Source organism: Cupriavidus sp. H39 (assembly GCF_050271075.1).
Classification (GTDB): domain Bacteria; phylum Pseudomonadota; class Gammaproteobacteria; order Burkholderiales; family Burkholderiaceae; genus Cupriavidus; species Cupriavidus necator_B.
Map to the genome: position 1 here is coordinate 1,718,572 of NZ_CP189848.1, position 15,026 is coordinate 1,733,597.

Below are 15,026 nucleotides of genomic sequence, written 5' to 3' on the forward strand. Positions count from 1 at the left end.
AATTACCCGGACCGCCCAGGCGGGCGGGGACAGACGTCAAACCGAATCAACGCGGCGCGCGATGTCCTGCGATTCCTTGCACGCCGTCAAACACGCCGGTCTCAATCGACGTGATGCACCCATCCGAACGGGTCGGCGGTCTTTCCGCGCTGGATGCCGGTCAGCAACGAACGGAGGCGTCGCGTGACTTCGCCTTCCCCGCCATCGCCGATCGTGAACTCGCCACCAGCGTGCCGCACCTGCCCGATGGCGGTGACGACCGCGGCCGTGCCGCAGGCGAACGTTTCCTTGACGCGGCCACTGGCTGCGTCTGTGCGCCACGTCTCGAAGTCGTACGGTGTTTCGCTGACCGGAATTCCCTCGTGCCCGGCCAGTTCGATGATCGAAGCGCGTGTAATGCCGGGCAGGATGGTCCCTGATAATGGGGGCGTGCGCAGAGAGCCGTCATCCATCACGAAAAACACATTCATGCCCCCGAGCTCCTCGATCCAGCGGTGCTCCGCGGCGTCAAGGAACACCACCTGGTCGCAGCCCTTGGACGAGGCCTCGGTCTGCGCGATCAGGCTGGCCGCGTAATTGCCGCCGCACTTGGCCGCGCCGGTGCCGCCAGGGGCCGCACGGGTGTATTGATCCGAAACCCATACAGTCACCGCCGACTTGCCGGCCTTGAAATAGGGGCCGACCGGGCACGCGATCACGCAAAATACAAATTCGGCCGAGGCGCGCACGCCGAGGAAACTCTCCGAGGCGAACATGAATGGGCGCAGGTAGAGGCTGCCCTCGCTGCCTGGAATCCAGTCGCGGTCAATATCGACGAGCGCTTCGACGGCTTGCAGGAAGATGGCCTCAGGCAGGTCGGCCATCGACATGCGGGCAGCGGAGGCGCGAAAACGCCTGGCGTTCTCCTGTGGTCGGAACAGCGAGATCTTGCCGTCCTCGCCACGGTATGCCTTCATGCCCTCGAAGATTTCCTGCGCGTAGTGCAGTACTGCGCAGGCGGGATCGATCTGGAATGGACGGCGTGCCTGGACCTTCGCGTCATGCCAGCCGCGACCGTCGGTCCAACGGATCGTGACCATGTGATCTGTGAAAACGCGTCCGAACGTCGGATTCGCCAGCCTGGCAGCGATCTCATCGGCGGGCGTGGGGCTGGGATGCGGCTCTAGAACGAACTGCAATGGATTTTCCGTGCTCATTCTTCAGTGTTCCGGGGATATTGGGCCATATGGCCCGGGCCGCCGCGGTAGCGTCACCGGGGCGGGTGCGTTACAAGGGTGGAGAGTTACTCGCCAGAAAAACCAGGGCTTCGTTGACAACGGGGTGGGAACGCCAGCAGCGAGGTACGTTTTGTCTCCCACGGCGCGTGGTCGACGGCGGCCGGTGCCGAGCCGCGGCAGGCGGAGATGAAGCCGGCCGTCTTCAGGCAGGCGGCGCGGTCGCGCGCATTCTGCAGCATGGGCAAGCGGACCCGCCCTGGACCACGGCCATGTCAACGCGGCCTTTGTCGAGGGGCCTTTTGTCCAGGCTGGCGTAGGCCGCGGCCTGGTGCAGGTCAGCGCGTAATGTGGCATTCACGATGTCTGTCTCCGGATGCTTCTGCTTCTTTTGTTTGGAGGAGTGTAAGAAGCGGCCGCGCTACCGTAAATTCATGAATTCCAACATCTGGTATCTTCAAAACGAATAGCGAGCGATACTCAGACCCATCCGCATCGCCGAAGGCTTCAACATGACTGCCGACCTTGCCCGCTCCTGGTTGACCTTCAGCGCGCCCGTGGCCGCCGCACGCGCCGCCGGCCGCCCGCTCGTGGCGCTGGAATCGACCATCATCGCTCACGGCATGCCGTACCCGGAGAACGTGCGCACTGCGCGCGAAGTGGAAGACTTGATCCGCAACCTAGGCGCAGAGCCAGCGACGATCGCGCTGATCGGTGGCCGGATCCGCATCGGCCTTGCGCATGATGAACTGGAACGGCTCGGCCGCTCGGGCCAGGCACAGAAGGTCAGCCGTCGCGACCTGCCGGCCGTGCTGGCCAGCGGAGGGCTCGGCGCCACGACGGTGGCGGGCACCATGATATGCGCCGCGCTGGCCGGCATCGAGGTCTTCGTCACCGGTGGCATCGGCGGCGTGCACCGCGGTGCGCAGGAGACCTTTGACATCTCGGCCGATCTGCAGGAGCTGGCGAAGACCTCGGTGGCAGTGGTCTGTGCCGGTGCGAAGTCCATCCTGGACATCGGGCTCACACTGGAATACCTGGAGACACATGGCGTGCCGGTGCTCAGTTGCGAGCAGGACAATTTCGCTGCGTTCTACACCCGCGACAGCGGCTTTCGCGCGGATTTCAGGCTGGACGATGCCGCACAGCAGGCACGCTTCATCCGCACCAAATGGGAGCTCGGCCTGGCGGGCGGCGTGGTGTTGAGCACTCCGGTGCCAGAAGCGGCAGCGATGGCATCAGATGAAATCGACGTGCTCACGCAGCAGGCGCTCGCCGACGCCATGGCGCAGGGGATCACCGGCAAGGCCGTGACCCCGTTCCTGCTGGCGCGAATCGAGGCCCTGACAAGCGGGCGCAGCCTGGCGACGAACATCGCGCTCGTCAAACACAATGCCGAGGTGGGGGCAAGGCTGGCACTGGCGCTGGCAAAAGTGCGGTGAAGCCCGGCCTTGACCTGCCATGGCCCCGCGCCTGGAGGGCCGTGCCTGCCTTGGCGATGCTTCAGCCAGCGAGCTCGCGGTGCAACGCCAGATATTCCTGCGCCAGCTTGTGGCGCGGATCCAGGTGGATCATGGGGGTAGCGTACTGGTGCGATTCCCGGATCTTCACCGACGCAGAGAGACGTGATTCAAGTACCGGCAGGCCCTCGCTTACCAGTTCTTCGACCAGTTTCGCCGGCAAGCTTGCACGCGGCTGGAACTGGTTGATCACGATGCCCTCGACTTGCAGCCCGTCGTTGTGGTCCTGCTGGATTTCCTTCACATTATCGAGCAGCGAGTACAGGGCCCGGCGTGAAAAGTCATCGCAATCGAACGGGATCAGGCAGCGTTCCACGGCGATCAGCGCGGACCGGGTGTAAAAATTCAGGGCTGGGGGCGTGTCGATGTAGATGGCGTCATAGACAGCCTCCAGTTCAAGCAGGGCGTCGCGCAGCTTGTAGATCTTGTAGCGGGATTCCAGCTTGCCATGCAGCGCGTCCAGGTCAGGATGCGACGGCATCACGTCCAGGTTCTCAAACGGCGTTGGGCGGACAAAGGACGTCACGTCGACCGGCTTGAAATTGTAGGTCAGGGACGTCTCGAAGAAGTTTGCCGCGGTCGGACCGGCCTCTCCGGCCTGCGCGCCCATCAGATACTGGGTCGAGTTGCCCTGCGCATCCAGGTCAACGACGAGGGTGCGCAAGCCTTCGCTGGCGCTGATCGCGGCGAGGTTGCATACAATGGTTGATTTTCCGACCCCACCCTTCTGATTGAATACGACGCGCCGCATTTGCCCCTCTGGAGAAGATCGATTCGAAGGCGAAAGCATACCTTAGCAAGGCGGGTGGCTGGTAGCAGCCGGAAGCCCTGGCTCGCAGTTTGGCGGACCATTCTCAGCGAGGAGCGGACACTATATTTGTGACCGATGGAAAGAGCGAATGTCGGGTCATGGCCGACGTGCGACGGCCAGATTGCAATGGGGACGACCGCGGTCGGCCAATCCTCGACGGTCGCCGGCATCCAGTGCCGGGGGTTCAATCATTGGCTTGATCCATCCTTCCGGAGCCACTGGCCCGATTCGGGGTGCACGCCGACCCCTTCGCCATTCCGCCACACTTGCTCTTCATTGACCGTCATCGCAAGCATAAGGTCATTGTCGAAGGCGACTTTGAGCGCCTGTCCGACACCGGGATCCTCGATGGGAAGCTCCCACGTCAGGAATATCTGCGTGCAATCCTGGCCGTAAGGGAAGTCAGCCACGTCAAAACGGTTGCTGCCACGCCGGACGACCCCATGAGGCTGGCAAGTATCGAATATCAGAACCGTTCCCCGCCTCAGGGGGATTCGAAGATCGAGCGACGGAAAATATACGTCCTGCCCCTTGTCCTCGCTCAGGAAGAGATTGCAGAAGGCCGCACCGCCATACTGCTCTCCGTCATGGTGATACCTGGCTCCGCGGCAAGCCATGAGCGCCACGTCGCTTGGGGCAAGCAGTCCAGGAAGTCCGAGCGAGCTCGTCCAATGGGACACCTCTCCCACGCAGCGCGAGTAGTCCGGCCAACGCGCGCGCGCGCGTGCTAGTGGCATGACTTCGACATCCCCCGCTTCCAGGGCCATGCGGAGCGATATCTCCCTGGCCCAATCCGCCAGCAGCCGCGCAGGCGGTTCCGGGACGTCGACCGTGCCTGACAGCACAATGTCGCTCACGCTCCGGCTGCGGATGGCGTCGCCACTCCAGAAGAAGGAGGTGACGCGGTTCTGGGTGTGAGGTTGTCGGGGGATGTGGCTCATTTGTGGCAGGCAACGTGGCTTCCGTAATCGACCGAGGTACCGACAGGACGCCGGATGGACCAGAAGTAACCGGCAGCCTGAGCGGAGCGGCACGACTATTTCGATCGCGACGCGTGCGGCCCGCGCTCCAGGATCTTGTACAGATGCGAGCAGGAGATCCGCAGCCGCCATCCATCCATCCTAGTCGACGGCGTCAGCGTTGGAGCCACGCTGCAATTTGAGCCACCGGCTCGGGGTCAGGCCGAAGCCTTCAGCCGGCTGGCGCAGGTTGCGTGGGGACAGCGGCCCGGCAAACGGGCGCCAGTCTGGGTGGCAACGCGCGAGCTACTTCCTGCTGGCGCTCAAATTTGAGTGGCTCCGGGCCGGCTTCAGTCCAATCCCGTGTTCTTCAAGTTCGGCTTCAAGGTGAGCATTTCACGGACCTGGAACCCAGGATCCGCTCGGTATCCTCGCCGAGACGAGGGGCAGGCTTATAGATCGAAGCAGGCGTCCTGGAGAACAGGGCTGTCGGGCGGGTTGTTACCACGTCGCCTTCGGTGGGGTGCGTCATCGTCTGGAACAGCCCGGTGCTTTGTACATGGGGGTGGGTGTGGATGGTGTGAATGGAATACATTTCCGCGACCGGAATATCCATCTCCCGGCATACATCCATCATCTCCTTTGTGGTGTACTGCGAGGTGATGTTGCGCAGCTCCGCATAGATCGCCTGGATGTTCTTGTTGCGCTCGATGCGGCTGCTGATGTTGAACTGGTCGATGAACTCGCCGCGCCCGAAGCGATGGAAGAAGGCCTTCCAGTGCTGCTCCGTGTAGGGCAGCACGGCAATATAGCCATCTCGCGTCGGCGAAGGCTTGCGCCCACCCTTGAGCAGGCGCGCATAGCCGGCATCGCCGATTGGCGGGTGGAAACCATGGCCGCCCAGGTGTTCCGTCATGGTAAAGGCGACCATGGTTTCGAACATCGGCACCTCGACGTACTGGCCTTCGCCGGTGCGGGCCTTGTGCACCAGTGCGCCGAGAATGGCGTTGGCCGTGGCCAGGCCGGCGATCTTGTCGGCCAACAGCGCGGGCGGATAGTCCGGCACGCCGCTCTCATGTCCCACCAGATGGGCCAAGCCACAGGCCCCCTGGATGATGTCGTCGAACGCGGGCTGGCCGGCAAAAGCGCCGCCCTCGCCAAAACCGGTGGCGGCGCAGTAGACGATGCCCGGGTTGATCTGTGCCACCGCATCGTAGTCGAAGCCCAGCCGCTGGATCGCCTTGACCCGGATGTTGTGCACCAGCACGTCGCAGCGGGCAATCAACTGGCGCAACTGCGCCTTGCCTTGCTCCGTCTTCAGGTCGATACAGACCGAACTCTTGTTGCGGTTGATATTCATGAAGGTCGAGCTCATGCCGGGCGTGCGGCTTACGCCGTTGGCACGCATCAGATCGCCCTCGGACGGTTCCACCTTGATCACCTCTGCCCCGTAGTCCGCCAAGACCTGGGTCGCGACCGGACCCAGCACCACAGCGGTTAGGTCCAGCACGCGGATACCGGCGAGAGGGCCGTGGGGAATCGTGGCGTGACGTTGCGTCGGGTCGGTCGTATCGCTTGCTTTCATGGTGGACTGGCTTCTCCTCGTAATTACCTAGAGCGGACTCGAGGCATTCACTATAGAGTTTTGCTTGTTCGCAAGCAAGTAAGGATAAACATGGATACGTTGCACATCGCGGTAGGCGACTTGCCGCCGGAATGCGAGGCGCTGCGCGAGGAAGCCAGGGCATTTGCGAAAGAGCACATGACCCGGTATTCCCGCGTCGAGCGCGCGCACAACTGGGCCGGGCGGGACCCCGCCTTCTCGAAAAAGATGGGCGAGAAGGACTGGCTCGGCATGACGTGGCCGACCGAGGCAGGCGGCGGCGGCAAGAGCATGCTGGAGCGCTACGTGATGCTCGAAGAGCTGCTGGCCGTGGGGGCGCCGATGGGCGCGCACTGGGCCGCGGACCGGCAGATGGGTCCCCTGCTGATCCGCTACAGCCGCGACAAGCTTGCCCCGAAGATCATTCCGCAGATTCGCCGCGGCGAGGCCTTTATCTGCATCGGCATGAGCGAGCCGGACTCGGGCTCCGACCTGGCTTCCATCCGCACCCGCGGCACCCGGGTAGAAGGCGGCTGGAAGATCAACGGCCGCAAGGTATGGACCTCGGGCGCCCACCATGCGCACTACATGGTGGCGCTGGTGCGCACCAGCGAACGCGGCGATGACCGCCACGCCGGCATGAGCCAGATCTTCATCGAGATGGACCGGCCGGGCGTGACCGTGCGCCCGATCGTGTCGCAACTGGGCACCCGCATATTCAACGAGGTGATTCTCGACGACGTCTTTGTCCCCGACGACCACCTCGTCGGCGAAGAGGGCAAGGGCTGGAGCCAGGTCATCAACGAGCTGAAGTACGAGCGTTCCGGCGCGGAGCGCTTCCTGAGCAGCACTCAGTTGCTGCTGGAGATGCTCGATGCCGCCGATGCCGGCAACCGTCAGCAGGCCGTGGCGCTTGGCAAGGTGGTCGCGCGCTATGCCACCTTGCGGCAGATGTCGCAGGGCATCGCGCTGATGCTGGCCGAGGGCCAGGATCCGTCGCTGGCCGCCTCCATCGTCAAGGACCAGGGCGCGCTACTGGAGCAGTCGCTGCCCGATATTGCGTATGAGGTGTTTCCTGACCGGCTGGGCGACGGCAGCGAGTTTGACCAGGTGCTGAACCTGGTAACGCTGGCGGCGCCATCGTTCTCGCTGCGCGGGGGCACGAGAGAGATTTTGCGCGGGATTATTGCGAAAGGACTGGGGCTGCGATGAGCGACAACATGATTGAAGAAACCGTCAGGCGACTGCTCGCCAACGAGGTGAACCGCGAACTGCTGACGGCGGTCGAGGCCGGCGCATTCGCCGGCGCACTGTGGCAGACCATCGCCGCAAGCGGCATGAGCAAGATCCTGTGCCGCGAGGCGCACGGCGGGATCGAGGCCTCCTGGCCCGAAGCGTTGCCGCTGTTCTACCAGGTAGGCTACACGCAGGCCCCGATACCGCTGGCGCAGGCAGTGGTGGGCCAGTACCTGGCATCGCGCTGCGGGCTGGATCTGCCGCCCGACGGCGTGTTCGCGCTTGCTGCCGGGGCGCAGACGCGGTCATTGGCATTGACCAGCCATGAAGCCGGCAAGTCGGCCACGCTCTCCGGCACGATGACCGCCGTGAAGTGGGCGCGCCATGCCCACTGGCTTGTGGTCGAGGCTGCTGGCCACCTTGCACTGGTGGATGCCAGGGGGCCCGGCGTGCGGATAGAGCCAAAGGCCGATGCCGCCTCGCTGCCGGCCGATACCGTGGTGCTAGATCAGGCTCCGGTTTCTCATGCGTTGGCTGCCGGCATTGCGGGCCTGAGCCGACCGCTGGAAGTGTGCTACGCCGCCACCACCGCGGCGCAGCTGACCGGCGCACTGGACTATGCGCTGGACCTTGCGGTGCAGTATGTGAAGGACCGCGTGCAGTTCGGCAAGCCCATCGGCAAGAACCAGGCGATCCAGCAGCAACTGGCGGTGCTGGCCGGCGAAGTGGCCTGCAGTTATGCGGCCGCCACGACGGCGCTGCGCGACCTGCCAGCGATCCATCAGCACAGCGCACCGCAGGCGGAATTCAGCGCAGCGGTCGCCAAGGTGACGGCCAGCGACGCGGTGCGCACCGGCGCCTCGATCGCGCACCAGGTCCATGGCGCCATTGGCTTTACCTACGAATACCCGCTCAACTTCGCCACCCGGCGCCTGTGGGCCTGGCGCGCCGAGGCCGGCACCAGCACCGAATGGGCCGAGCGCCTGGGCCAGGCGTTCATCCAGGCAGGCTCCGAGCAGTTCTGGCCAAACCTGACGGCGCGCACCTTGCCGTCCGGAGATGGCGCGGCGAGCCCCGCTGCCCGGCACACCAAATCGATGCAAGCAGAAGGGAACGCAACCCATGCCTGACACGACGGACCAAGTCATCCTCAGCCGACGCGACGGCCATGTCGCCATCGTCGAACTGAACCGCCCGCCGCACAATTTTTTCGATGTGGACATGATTGCCCGGATCGCCGATGAGCTGGACCGGCTGCAGGGCGACAAGACCTGCCGCGCGGTGCTGCTGCAAGCGGGCGGCAGCGCGTTCTGCGCGGGCGCAGACTTTTCGCGGCGCGACGGCGCCGCGGTACCGCGCAGCGCTTCGCGCGTCAATCCCATCTATCTCGAGGCCTTGCGCATTTTCAGCTTCGGCAAGCCGATCGTGGCTGCGATCGAGGGGCCTGCAGTCGGTGGTGGCCTGGGCCTGGCGCTGGCGGCCGATTTTCGCGTGTCGTGCACGGAGGCGCGCTTTTCCGCCAACTTCAACCGCCTCGGCTTTCATCCGGGGTTTGCGCTTTCGTACACGCTGCCCGCGCTGATCGGCAGGCAAATGGCGGCATGGATGCTATACACCGGCACCCGCGTCGACGGGGCACGCGCCCGGGAGATGGGGCTGGTGGACTTCATCGTGCCCCAGGCCGAGGTGCGCGGCGCCGCGCTGGCCTTGGCTCGGGAACTGGCCACTTCGTCGCCGCGGGCACTGCAGTCTACTCGCCAGACCTTGAAGGCCGACTCGCTCAGCCATATCCGCAATGCCATCTCGCGCGAGAGCGCGGAGCAGGCGGTCCACTTTGGCGGGCCGGACATCGCCGAGGGGGTGAAGGCCATGGCCGAAAGACGCCCACCGGTCTTTGAAGACTGACGCCTGCCGGACAGGTACGGATAATCGATAAACGGAGACAAAGACATGTATCGCAGACAATTCGGCGCTACCCTGCTGGCGGGCGCGGCAACGCTGGCATTTCCCGGCCTGGCGCGGGCGCAGGGCAAGGCGATTCGCGTGATCGTGCCCTTCACGGCGGGTAGCGGCTCGGACGAAGGCGCGCGCTTTTACGCAGAGCAGATCGGCAAGGCCCTTGGCCGCGCCATCGTGGTCGAGAACAAGCCGGGCGCCAGCGGCCTCATCGCCGTACGTACTGTGCTGGCGGAGCCGGCTGACGGCAACACGATTCTGCTGGGCAGCAACTCGCTGATCGCGGTCAACCCGGTGATGGTGAAGAACCTGGGTTACGACCCGTTCAAGGACCTGGTGCCGCTGCACGGCCTGGCCATCTCGGCCGCCGCCTTCGTGGCCAGCAACGATTCGCCGTACCATACCATTGCCGATGTGGTGGCCCGCTACAAGGCCAGCGGCAAGCCAATCTCGGTGGGCAACTATTCCGAAGGATACCGGCTGGTGGGCGAGTGGCTGGCGCAGGCGACGGGCATCAAGACCACGCCGGTGCCCTACAAGGGCGGCGCGCCGATGGTGACGGACGTGATCGGCAACCGGCTCGACATCGGCCTGAACGATATCACCGGCATCGCGCCAATGGAGAAGGCCAGGAAGCTGCGCGTGCTCGCCATCACCGGGGGGGAGCGCGACAAGCTGTTGCCCAATGCCCCGACCATGAAGGAACTGGGCTACACAGACTTCGAGTCTTACGTCTGGTCGTCCTTCTCGATGAAGGCCGGCACCCCGCAGGACAAGCTCAATGAGCTTGCCGCAGCCATCTCCGCCGCACAGAAGACGGAGGAGGCAAAGGCTTACCAGGCCAAGCGCGCCGGCACCTTCCTCAACAAAGCGCTTGGCGAACTGGGAGAATTCCAGCGCGCGGAATACCTGCGGTTCAAGCGCGTCGCGGAAAGGGCCAATATCCAGGCGGGCTGAACTACCGGGCACCGCGCGTACGGCGGCGAACTGCGAACGTGGCAGCCGGTGTTGCCTGCGAGCCGGGCGGGCCGGTGATGCCTGGAAAGCGATCTTTTCCCTTCGGTACAATCTGGCTTCGGCGCAACTTCGCGTTGAACCGGCCGGACCTTTGGTCAACGCGAGGCACGACGACACCACCAATTATCCGCAGGCGGCATCACATTCACTACCTATGAAGCAGCAATCCAGTCGCACCCAGGAGCAACGGCGTGAAGAGTCCGTCGGCCGCATGGTGCAGGCCGCTATCGAGCTGATTTCCGAGAAAGGCCTGGCGGGGCTGACCATGAATGAAGTCGGCACAAAGGCCGGCTATAGCCGCGGCCTGGCGCACACCCACTTCGGCTCCAAGGAAAAGCTGCTGGCGGAGTGCCTGGAGCAGTTGTCGCGTGAATTCAATGCCCAGCGCAAGAAGGATGGCAGCGACACCAGGGGAATTCATGGCATTTACTCGCTGGTGGATGCCTACACCCAGCGCCCGGAAAGCGCGGTCAACAGTATCCGGGCGATGTTCTTCATTGTGCTGGACTCGTCCGTGGCTAACTCGCCTCTGCATGGCTTTGTCCACGACTACAATAAAAAAAACATGGCCTACGTCGAGTACAAGCTCAACGAGGCCAAGGCCCTGGGGCAGATCCGCGCAGACGTCGATACAAAATCCGCGGCCTTCATTCTGATGAGCCTGCTGCGCGGTATCTCCGTGCATCGCCTGAACCGGGCCTCGATGGATCCGGCCGCCGTGAAGGCGGAAATCCTGCGCATGATCGGGGAGTGGTTGCTGTAGAAGAATCATCGCCATAGCGATGGTCAAGGATGGGTGGGCAAAGCAGCCCCTCGGGGCGACGCCGGCCGCGCCGAAGCGTGGCAAAGACAGCGCCGCAGCGGCGCGGGCCAGGGAGAGATTGCTATGGACAGCGGCATGGTCAAGTCGGCTAATCGCGTGTTCGACCTGCTGGAACTGTTCGAGCGCGTGCGGCGGCCGCTGCGCGTTGGCGAGATCGCCGAGCGCCTCGGCATCCCGCAGTCCAGTGTCTCGATGCTGCTGCGGACCATGGTCGCGCGCGGCTACATGGAGTTCGACGCGCAGTTGCGCACCTATTGCCCGTCGGTGCGGGTCGCCTTCCTGTGCGGCTGGACCACGCGCAAGCAAGGCGCCGGCGCGACGGTGCACGACGCCATGCGCCGGCTGTCGAGCGAAACCGGCGAGACCGTGCTGCTGGGCCGCCAGAGCGGCAACATGCTGCAATACTTGTCCGTGATCGAATCCAGCCATGCGCTGCGCCTGTCTGTATCGTCGGGCATTCTCCGGCCAATGCATCGCACCGCGATCGGCATCATGCTGATGAGCCGGATGGAGGACGAGCAGATCGGACGTCTCCTGCGCCGCTACAACGCCGAGGCGGCCGCCGGCGAGCCGCTGGCACGGCCCGCCGAGATCCTGCGCGAGGTCGAGCTGGCGCGGCACCAGGGCTACTACGAATCGGCCAGCCTGGCCACGCCGGGGGCCGGCGTGATTGCCACGCTGATGGCCACACCCATCCGCGGACAGTGGCTGGGCATCGGCACTGGCGGCCCGGTGGCGCGCCTGCATGCGCGCCGGAAGAAACTGCTGGCCGCGGTGCTGGCCGTAGCGCAGGACTGCTGAGCGCTCACGCGTCGTTCAGCGGCCGGGCCGTTCGCTGCGCGCCCGGATGGTGTCGAGCCGCGCCAGCAGGCGCGTGGCCTGTTCCAGGTGCAGGCGCTCGACCATGCGTCCCTCCAGATTGATCACGCCCGCGGCGGCGTGTTCGGGCCGCGCGAAGGCCGCGACGATCGCCCGGGCCTCGGCCGTGGCGGCGTCCGACGGCGTGAACGCCGCATTGGCCGGATCGACCTGCGACGGGTGGATCAGCGTCTTGCCGTTAAAGCCCATCCTGGCCGACTGCAGCACTTCATTGTCGAAGCCGGCGCGGTCGCCGAAGTCGTTCCACACACCGTCGAGCACGTCCGTGCCATAGCGCTTTGCCGCCAGCACCACCGACATCAGCCAGGGCAGCAGGTACGCGCGATGGTCGCCCGGATAGACGCCGGTTTCCTTGGCCAGGTCATTGGTGCCCACCACCAGACAGTCGAGTTGCACCTGCCGGCGCTGGCCGGCTTGCAGGATGCCGTCGATCTGGTGGATCGCGGCAGCCGTTTCGATCATGGCCCATAGCATGGGCGCGGGGCCATTGGCGACGGCGCCGATGGCCGCGGCGAAGCGTTCCAGGTCCGCACCGGAGTCGACCTTCGGCAGCAGGATGGCATCAACCCCGCATGTGGCGGCGGTGCGCAGGTCGGCATCGAACTCGGTGGTTGCCAGCGCATTGACACGGATCACCGTTTCATGCGCCGCAAACGGCTGCGCGGCAAACGCACTGGCCAGATTATCCCTGGCCTGGGCTTTCATCGCCGGGGCCACGGCGTCTTCCAGGTCGAACACGATAGCGTCGCAGGGCAGGTGGCGCGCCTTCTCGATGGCGCGGGTATTGGTGGCAGGCACATACAGCACGGAACGGCGGGGTGCGAGCTTGATCGTGGTCATGAGTGGTGGCGCCGTGGACGCGAATGGTTGACGAAGGCGGGACAGGGCGACCATGCGCGACACTGGGCGCCGCGCATGGCCACGGACGAGAGTTTCGGTCCCAAACGCCCACACATCCTTCACATATGTGATGGATGCCAGCGACCAACATTCATCACATATGTGATGCCGCGCTCCTCGGCATTCGCCAATACTGGGTCCATCGACAACAACACGGCGCCGGCCAACGCGGCGATGCTTCCGGTGGAACCTGACCATACCTTCGACAACACAGCGGACCGCGCCGGCTTCACCCGCGCGCTGGCCGACTGGACCAGCACGGTCGACGATGCCGAAATCGGCGCGCCGGCTTTTGCCTGGGCGCGCCATGCCATGCTCGACTGGATCGCGGTGACCCTCGCCGCCGCGCGCGAGCCGCTGGTCGAAATGCTCGTCGCCGAATATGCCGGCCTGCGTGACCTGCCGTGCGCGCTGGTGGGCAGCCCGCTGCGTGCGGAACCGGCGCAGGCTGCGCTGATCAACGGCGCCGCGGGCCATGCCCTGGACTTTGACGATGTTGCCTCGGCCATGCACGGGCACCCGACCGTGCCGGTGGCGCCCGCGGCGCTGGCTATGGCCCAGGTGGCTGGCGCCAGCGGCAAGGATCTGCTGCGCGCGCTGATCCTGGGGCATGAAGTGGAAAGCCGGATCGGCGAAGTGGTTGGCGCCGAGCAGTATCGCCTCGGCCTGCACCCCACCGGCACCACCGGCACGCTTGGCGCCGCCACTGCCTGTGCGAGGTTGGGTGGACTCGACCCGGCGCGCACGGCTCACGCACTGGGCCTCGCCGCGACGCAGGCCGCGGGGCTCAAGTGCATGTTCGGCACCATGGCCAAGCCGTTGCACGCGGGCAAGGCCGCGATGAATGGCGTGATGGCGGCACGGCTGGCGGCGCGCGGGTTCACCGCCAACGCAAGCGGCATCGAGTGCGAGCAGGGCTTTGGCCGCACCCAGGCGCCCGCCGCGCCGGCGTTTCCAACCACCTTCGAGCGCGGCGCAGGCATGGCGATCGAACGCACCCTATTCAAGTTCCATGCGTCCTGCTACCTCACGCACTCCACCATTGAAGCCGTGGGCCACGCTTGCCGTGAGCACCGTATCGACCTCGATGCGCTCGAGTCGATGACCATCTCCGTGTCCGGTCCGCATCGTGGCGTGTGCGATATCGCGAACCCGCAAACCGGTCTGGAGATCAAGTTCGCCATCCAGCATCTGGCGGCGCTGGCGATGGACGGCGCGCCAACCGCGTCGCTCGCCCTGTATTCGCCGGAGACCGCGCTTGCGCCGCGCTATGTCAGGGCGCGGCAGCGGATCGCCCTGCAGGTGGTGCCCGGCCTGGAGCGCAACGCCGCTACGGTCAAGATCCTGACGCGCGATGGCCGCACGCTGCACGCGCAAGCCAATGTCGCGGTGCCGGCCGCAGACCTTGCCATGCAGTGGCGGCGTCTGGTGGACAAGGCACAGGCCATCGTCGTGCCGCGCATCGGCGCGGCCAAGTTCGCGAAGCTGGTGTCGGTGGTCGACACGCTGGACCAGCTTTCTTCCGTCGAACCCTTGTTTGAGGCAATGCAATGACATCCACCAGTCACGCCATCGGGCGCGTTCCCGAGATCCCCGCCGATCCGGTCGTCGCCCGCCTGAAAGCCGAGGCCCGGCTGCGCGGCCGCGGCAACCGCTACGAGGATTTCGAGCCGGGCCGCCGCTTTAACCACCACTGGGGCCGCACCGTCACCGTGTCGGACAACACAATGTTCTCGGTGCTGACGCTGCACTACAACCCGCAGTACACCAACGAGGCGGTGGCGCGGGCTAACGGCCACCCCGGCGTGCCGGTCAATCCGCTGCTGGTGTTCAACACCGTATTCGGATTGTCGGTGGAAGACCTGTCCGAGGGCGGCGGTCCCTTTCTCGGTGTCGACGAGCTGGCCTATCTGCGGCCGGTCTATCCCGGCGAGACGCTCTATGCCAGCTCCGTCGTGGTGTCGCGCAGGCCGGCCAGCAACCGGCCTGGCTACGGCATCGTCACGTGGCACACGCAGGGCACCAATCAGGAGGGCGATGCGGTGATCGAGTTCAAGCGTACCAATCTGGTCAGGATGAGGGGATAAGCATGTCAGGAGACGGTCTGG

At 65.1% G+C, this 15,026-nt stretch carries 14 protein-coding genes; 9 read left to right on the plus strand and 5 right to left on the minus strand.

The window, feature by feature from the left end; translation table 11 throughout:
* Positions 1-101: 101 nt before the first annotated feature.
* The gene (locus tag ACOCMH_RS23430) at positions 102-1,196 is read right to left on the minus strand and encodes a branched-chain amino acid aminotransferase (protein ID WP_427313233.1); all 1,095 of its coding nucleotides are present in this window, start codon (positions 1,194-1,196) and stop codon (positions 102-104) included.
* A gap of 530 nt (positions 1,197-1,726) precedes the next feature.
* Between ACOCMH_RS23430 and ACOCMH_RS23435 the strand changes: the two genes are divergently transcribed.
* Positions 1,727-2,656, plus strand: coding sequence for a pseudouridine-5'-phosphate glycosidase (locus ACOCMH_RS23435; RefSeq protein ID WP_427313234.1), 930 nt, complete (start codon positions 1,727-1,729; stop codon positions 2,654-2,656).
* Between the two features lie 61 nt (positions 2,657-2,717).
* On the opposite strand, the gene ACOCMH_RS23440 is transcribed toward ACOCMH_RS23435, so the two are convergent.
* From ACOCMH_RS23440 to ACOCMH_RS23450, 3 genes are all read right to left on the minus strand, one after another.
* Positions 2,718-3,485, minus strand: coding sequence for a ParA family protein (locus tag ACOCMH_RS23440; RefSeq protein ID WP_427313235.1), 768 nt, complete (start codon positions 3,483-3,485; stop codon positions 2,718-2,720).
* Between the two features lie 248 nt (positions 3,486-3,733).
* On the minus strand, positions 3,734-4,486 hold the full coding sequence (locus ACOCMH_RS23445) for a hypothetical protein (protein WP_427313236.1): 753 nt from the start codon (positions 4,484-4,486) through the stop codon (positions 3,734-3,736).
* Positions 4,487-4,886: 400 nt separating this feature from the next.
* Complete coding sequence (locus ACOCMH_RS23450; protein WP_427313237.1) at positions 4,887-6,089, minus strand: CaiB/BaiF CoA transferase family protein; 1,203 nt, start codon at positions 6,087-6,089, stop codon at positions 4,887-4,889.
* Between the two features lie 90 nt (positions 6,090-6,179).
* On the opposite strand from ACOCMH_RS23450, the gene ACOCMH_RS23455 reads away from it, so the two are divergent.
* From ACOCMH_RS23455 to ACOCMH_RS23480, 6 genes are all read left to right on the plus strand, one after another.
* Positions 6,180-7,319 carry an acyl-CoA dehydrogenase family protein gene (locus ACOCMH_RS23455; RefSeq protein WP_427313238.1) on the plus strand — a complete coding sequence of 380 codons (1,140 nt, stop codon included), beginning with the start codon at positions 6,180-6,182 and terminating at the stop codon, positions 7,317-7,319.
* Positions 7,320-7,327: 8 nt separating this feature from the next.
* The gene (locus ACOCMH_RS23460; RefSeq protein ID WP_427313239.1) at positions 7,328-8,473 is read left to right on the plus strand and encodes an acyl-CoA dehydrogenase family protein; all 1,146 of its coding nucleotides are present in this window, start codon (positions 7,328-7,330) and stop codon (positions 8,471-8,473) included.
* Entirely contained in the window at positions 8,466-9,248 is a 783-nt protein-coding gene (locus tag ACOCMH_RS23465; protein ID WP_427313240.1) for an enoyl-CoA hydratase/isomerase family protein, read from the plus strand. Before ACOCMH_RS23460 ends, ACOCMH_RS23465 begins: the two co-directional genes overlap by 8 nt.
* Positions 9,249-9,293: 45 nt before the next feature.
* Positions 9,294-10,256 (plus strand): tripartite tricarboxylate transporter substrate binding protein, encoded by a 963-nt coding sequence (locus ACOCMH_RS23470; RefSeq protein WP_427313241.1) that lies wholly within the window; start codon positions 9,294-9,296, stop codon positions 10,254-10,256.
* A gap of 214 nt (positions 10,257-10,470) precedes the next feature.
* Positions 10,471-11,079, plus strand: a complete 609-nt coding sequence (locus ACOCMH_RS23475; RefSeq protein WP_427313242.1) for a TetR/AcrR family transcriptional regulator — start codon at positions 10,471-10,473, stop codon at positions 11,077-11,079.
* A 123-nt stretch (positions 11,080-11,202) separates the two neighbouring features.
* Positions 11,203-11,940: an IclR family transcriptional regulator gene (locus tag ACOCMH_RS23480; protein WP_427313243.1), complete on the plus strand. Its 738-nt coding sequence runs from the start codon at positions 11,203-11,205 to the stop codon at positions 11,938-11,940.
* Positions 11,941-11,955: 15 nt separating this feature from the next.
* Here the strand turns inward: ACOCMH_RS23480 and ACOCMH_RS23485 are convergent, their stop codons facing one another.
* Entirely contained in the window at positions 11,956-12,858 is a 903-nt protein-coding gene (locus ACOCMH_RS23485) for an HpcH/HpaI aldolase/citrate lyase family protein (protein WP_427313244.1), read from the minus strand.
* A 165-nt stretch (positions 12,859-13,023) separates the two neighbouring features.
* On the opposite strand from ACOCMH_RS23485, the gene ACOCMH_RS23490 reads away from it, so the two are divergent.
* Together ACOCMH_RS23490 and ACOCMH_RS23495 are read left to right on the plus strand one after the other, a co-directional pair.
* Positions 13,024-14,472, plus strand: a complete 1,449-nt coding sequence (locus ACOCMH_RS23490; RefSeq protein ID WP_427313245.1) for an MmgE/PrpD family protein — start codon at positions 13,024-13,026, stop codon at positions 14,470-14,472.
* Positions 14,469-15,005 (plus strand): MaoC family dehydratase, encoded by a 537-nt coding sequence (locus ACOCMH_RS23495; RefSeq protein ID WP_427313246.1) that lies wholly within the window; start codon positions 14,469-14,471, stop codon positions 15,003-15,005. Before ACOCMH_RS23490 ends, ACOCMH_RS23495 begins: the two co-directional genes overlap by 4 nt.
* Positions 15,006-15,026 lie beyond the last annotated feature (21 nt).

Bases quoted from the DNA above. Each gene is read 5' to 3' on its own strand.
- ACOCMH_RS23495 (WP_427313246.1), top strand. From the start codon at position 14,469: ATGACATCCACCAGTCACGCCATCGGGCGCGTTCCCGAGATCCCCGCC.
- ACOCMH_RS23465 (WP_427313240.1), top strand. From the start codon at position 8,466: ATGCCTGACACGACGGACCAAGTCATCCTCAGCCGACGCGACGGCCAT.
- ACOCMH_RS23445 (WP_427313236.1), bottom strand. From the start codon at position 4,486: ATGAGCCACATCCCCCGACAACCTCACACCCAGAACCGCGTCACCTCC.
- ACOCMH_RS23475 (WP_427313242.1), top strand. From the start codon at position 10,471: ATGAAGCAGCAATCCAGTCGCACCCAGGAGCAACGGCGTGAAGAGTCC.
- ACOCMH_RS23460 (WP_427313239.1), top strand. From the start codon at position 7,328: ATGATTGAAGAAACCGTCAGGCGACTGCTCGCCAACGAGGTGAACCGC.
- ACOCMH_RS23440 (WP_427313235.1), bottom strand. From the start codon at position 3,485: ATGCGGCGCGTCGTATTCAATCAGAAGGGTGGGGTCGGAAAATCAACC.
- ACOCMH_RS23435 (WP_427313234.1), top strand. From the start codon at position 1,727: ATGACTGCCGACCTTGCCCGCTCCTGGTTGACCTTCAGCGCGCCCGTG.
- ACOCMH_RS23480 (WP_427313243.1), top strand. From the start codon at position 11,203: ATGGACAGCGGCATGGTCAAGTCGGCTAATCGCGTGTTCGACCTGCTG.
- ACOCMH_RS23455 (WP_427313238.1), top strand. From the start codon at position 6,180: ATGGATACGTTGCACATCGCGGTAGGCGACTTGCCGCCGGAATGCGAG.
- ACOCMH_RS23470 (WP_427313241.1), top strand. From the start codon at position 9,294: ATGTATCGCAGACAATTCGGCGCTACCCTGCTGGCGGGCGCGGCAACG.
- ACOCMH_RS23490 (WP_427313245.1), top strand. From the start codon at position 13,024: ATGCCGCGCTCCTCGGCATTCGCCAATACTGGGTCCATCGACAACAAC.
- ACOCMH_RS23430 (WP_427313233.1), bottom strand. From the start codon at position 1,196: ATGAGCACGGAAAATCCATTGCAGTTCGTTCTAGAGCCGCATCCCAGC.
- ACOCMH_RS23485 (WP_427313244.1), bottom strand. From the start codon at position 12,858: ATGACCACGATCAAGCTCGCACCCCGCCGTTCCGTGCTGTATGTGCCT.
- ACOCMH_RS23450 (WP_427313237.1), bottom strand. From the start codon at position 6,089: ATGAAAGCAAGCGATACGACCGACCCGACGCAACGTCACGCCACGATT.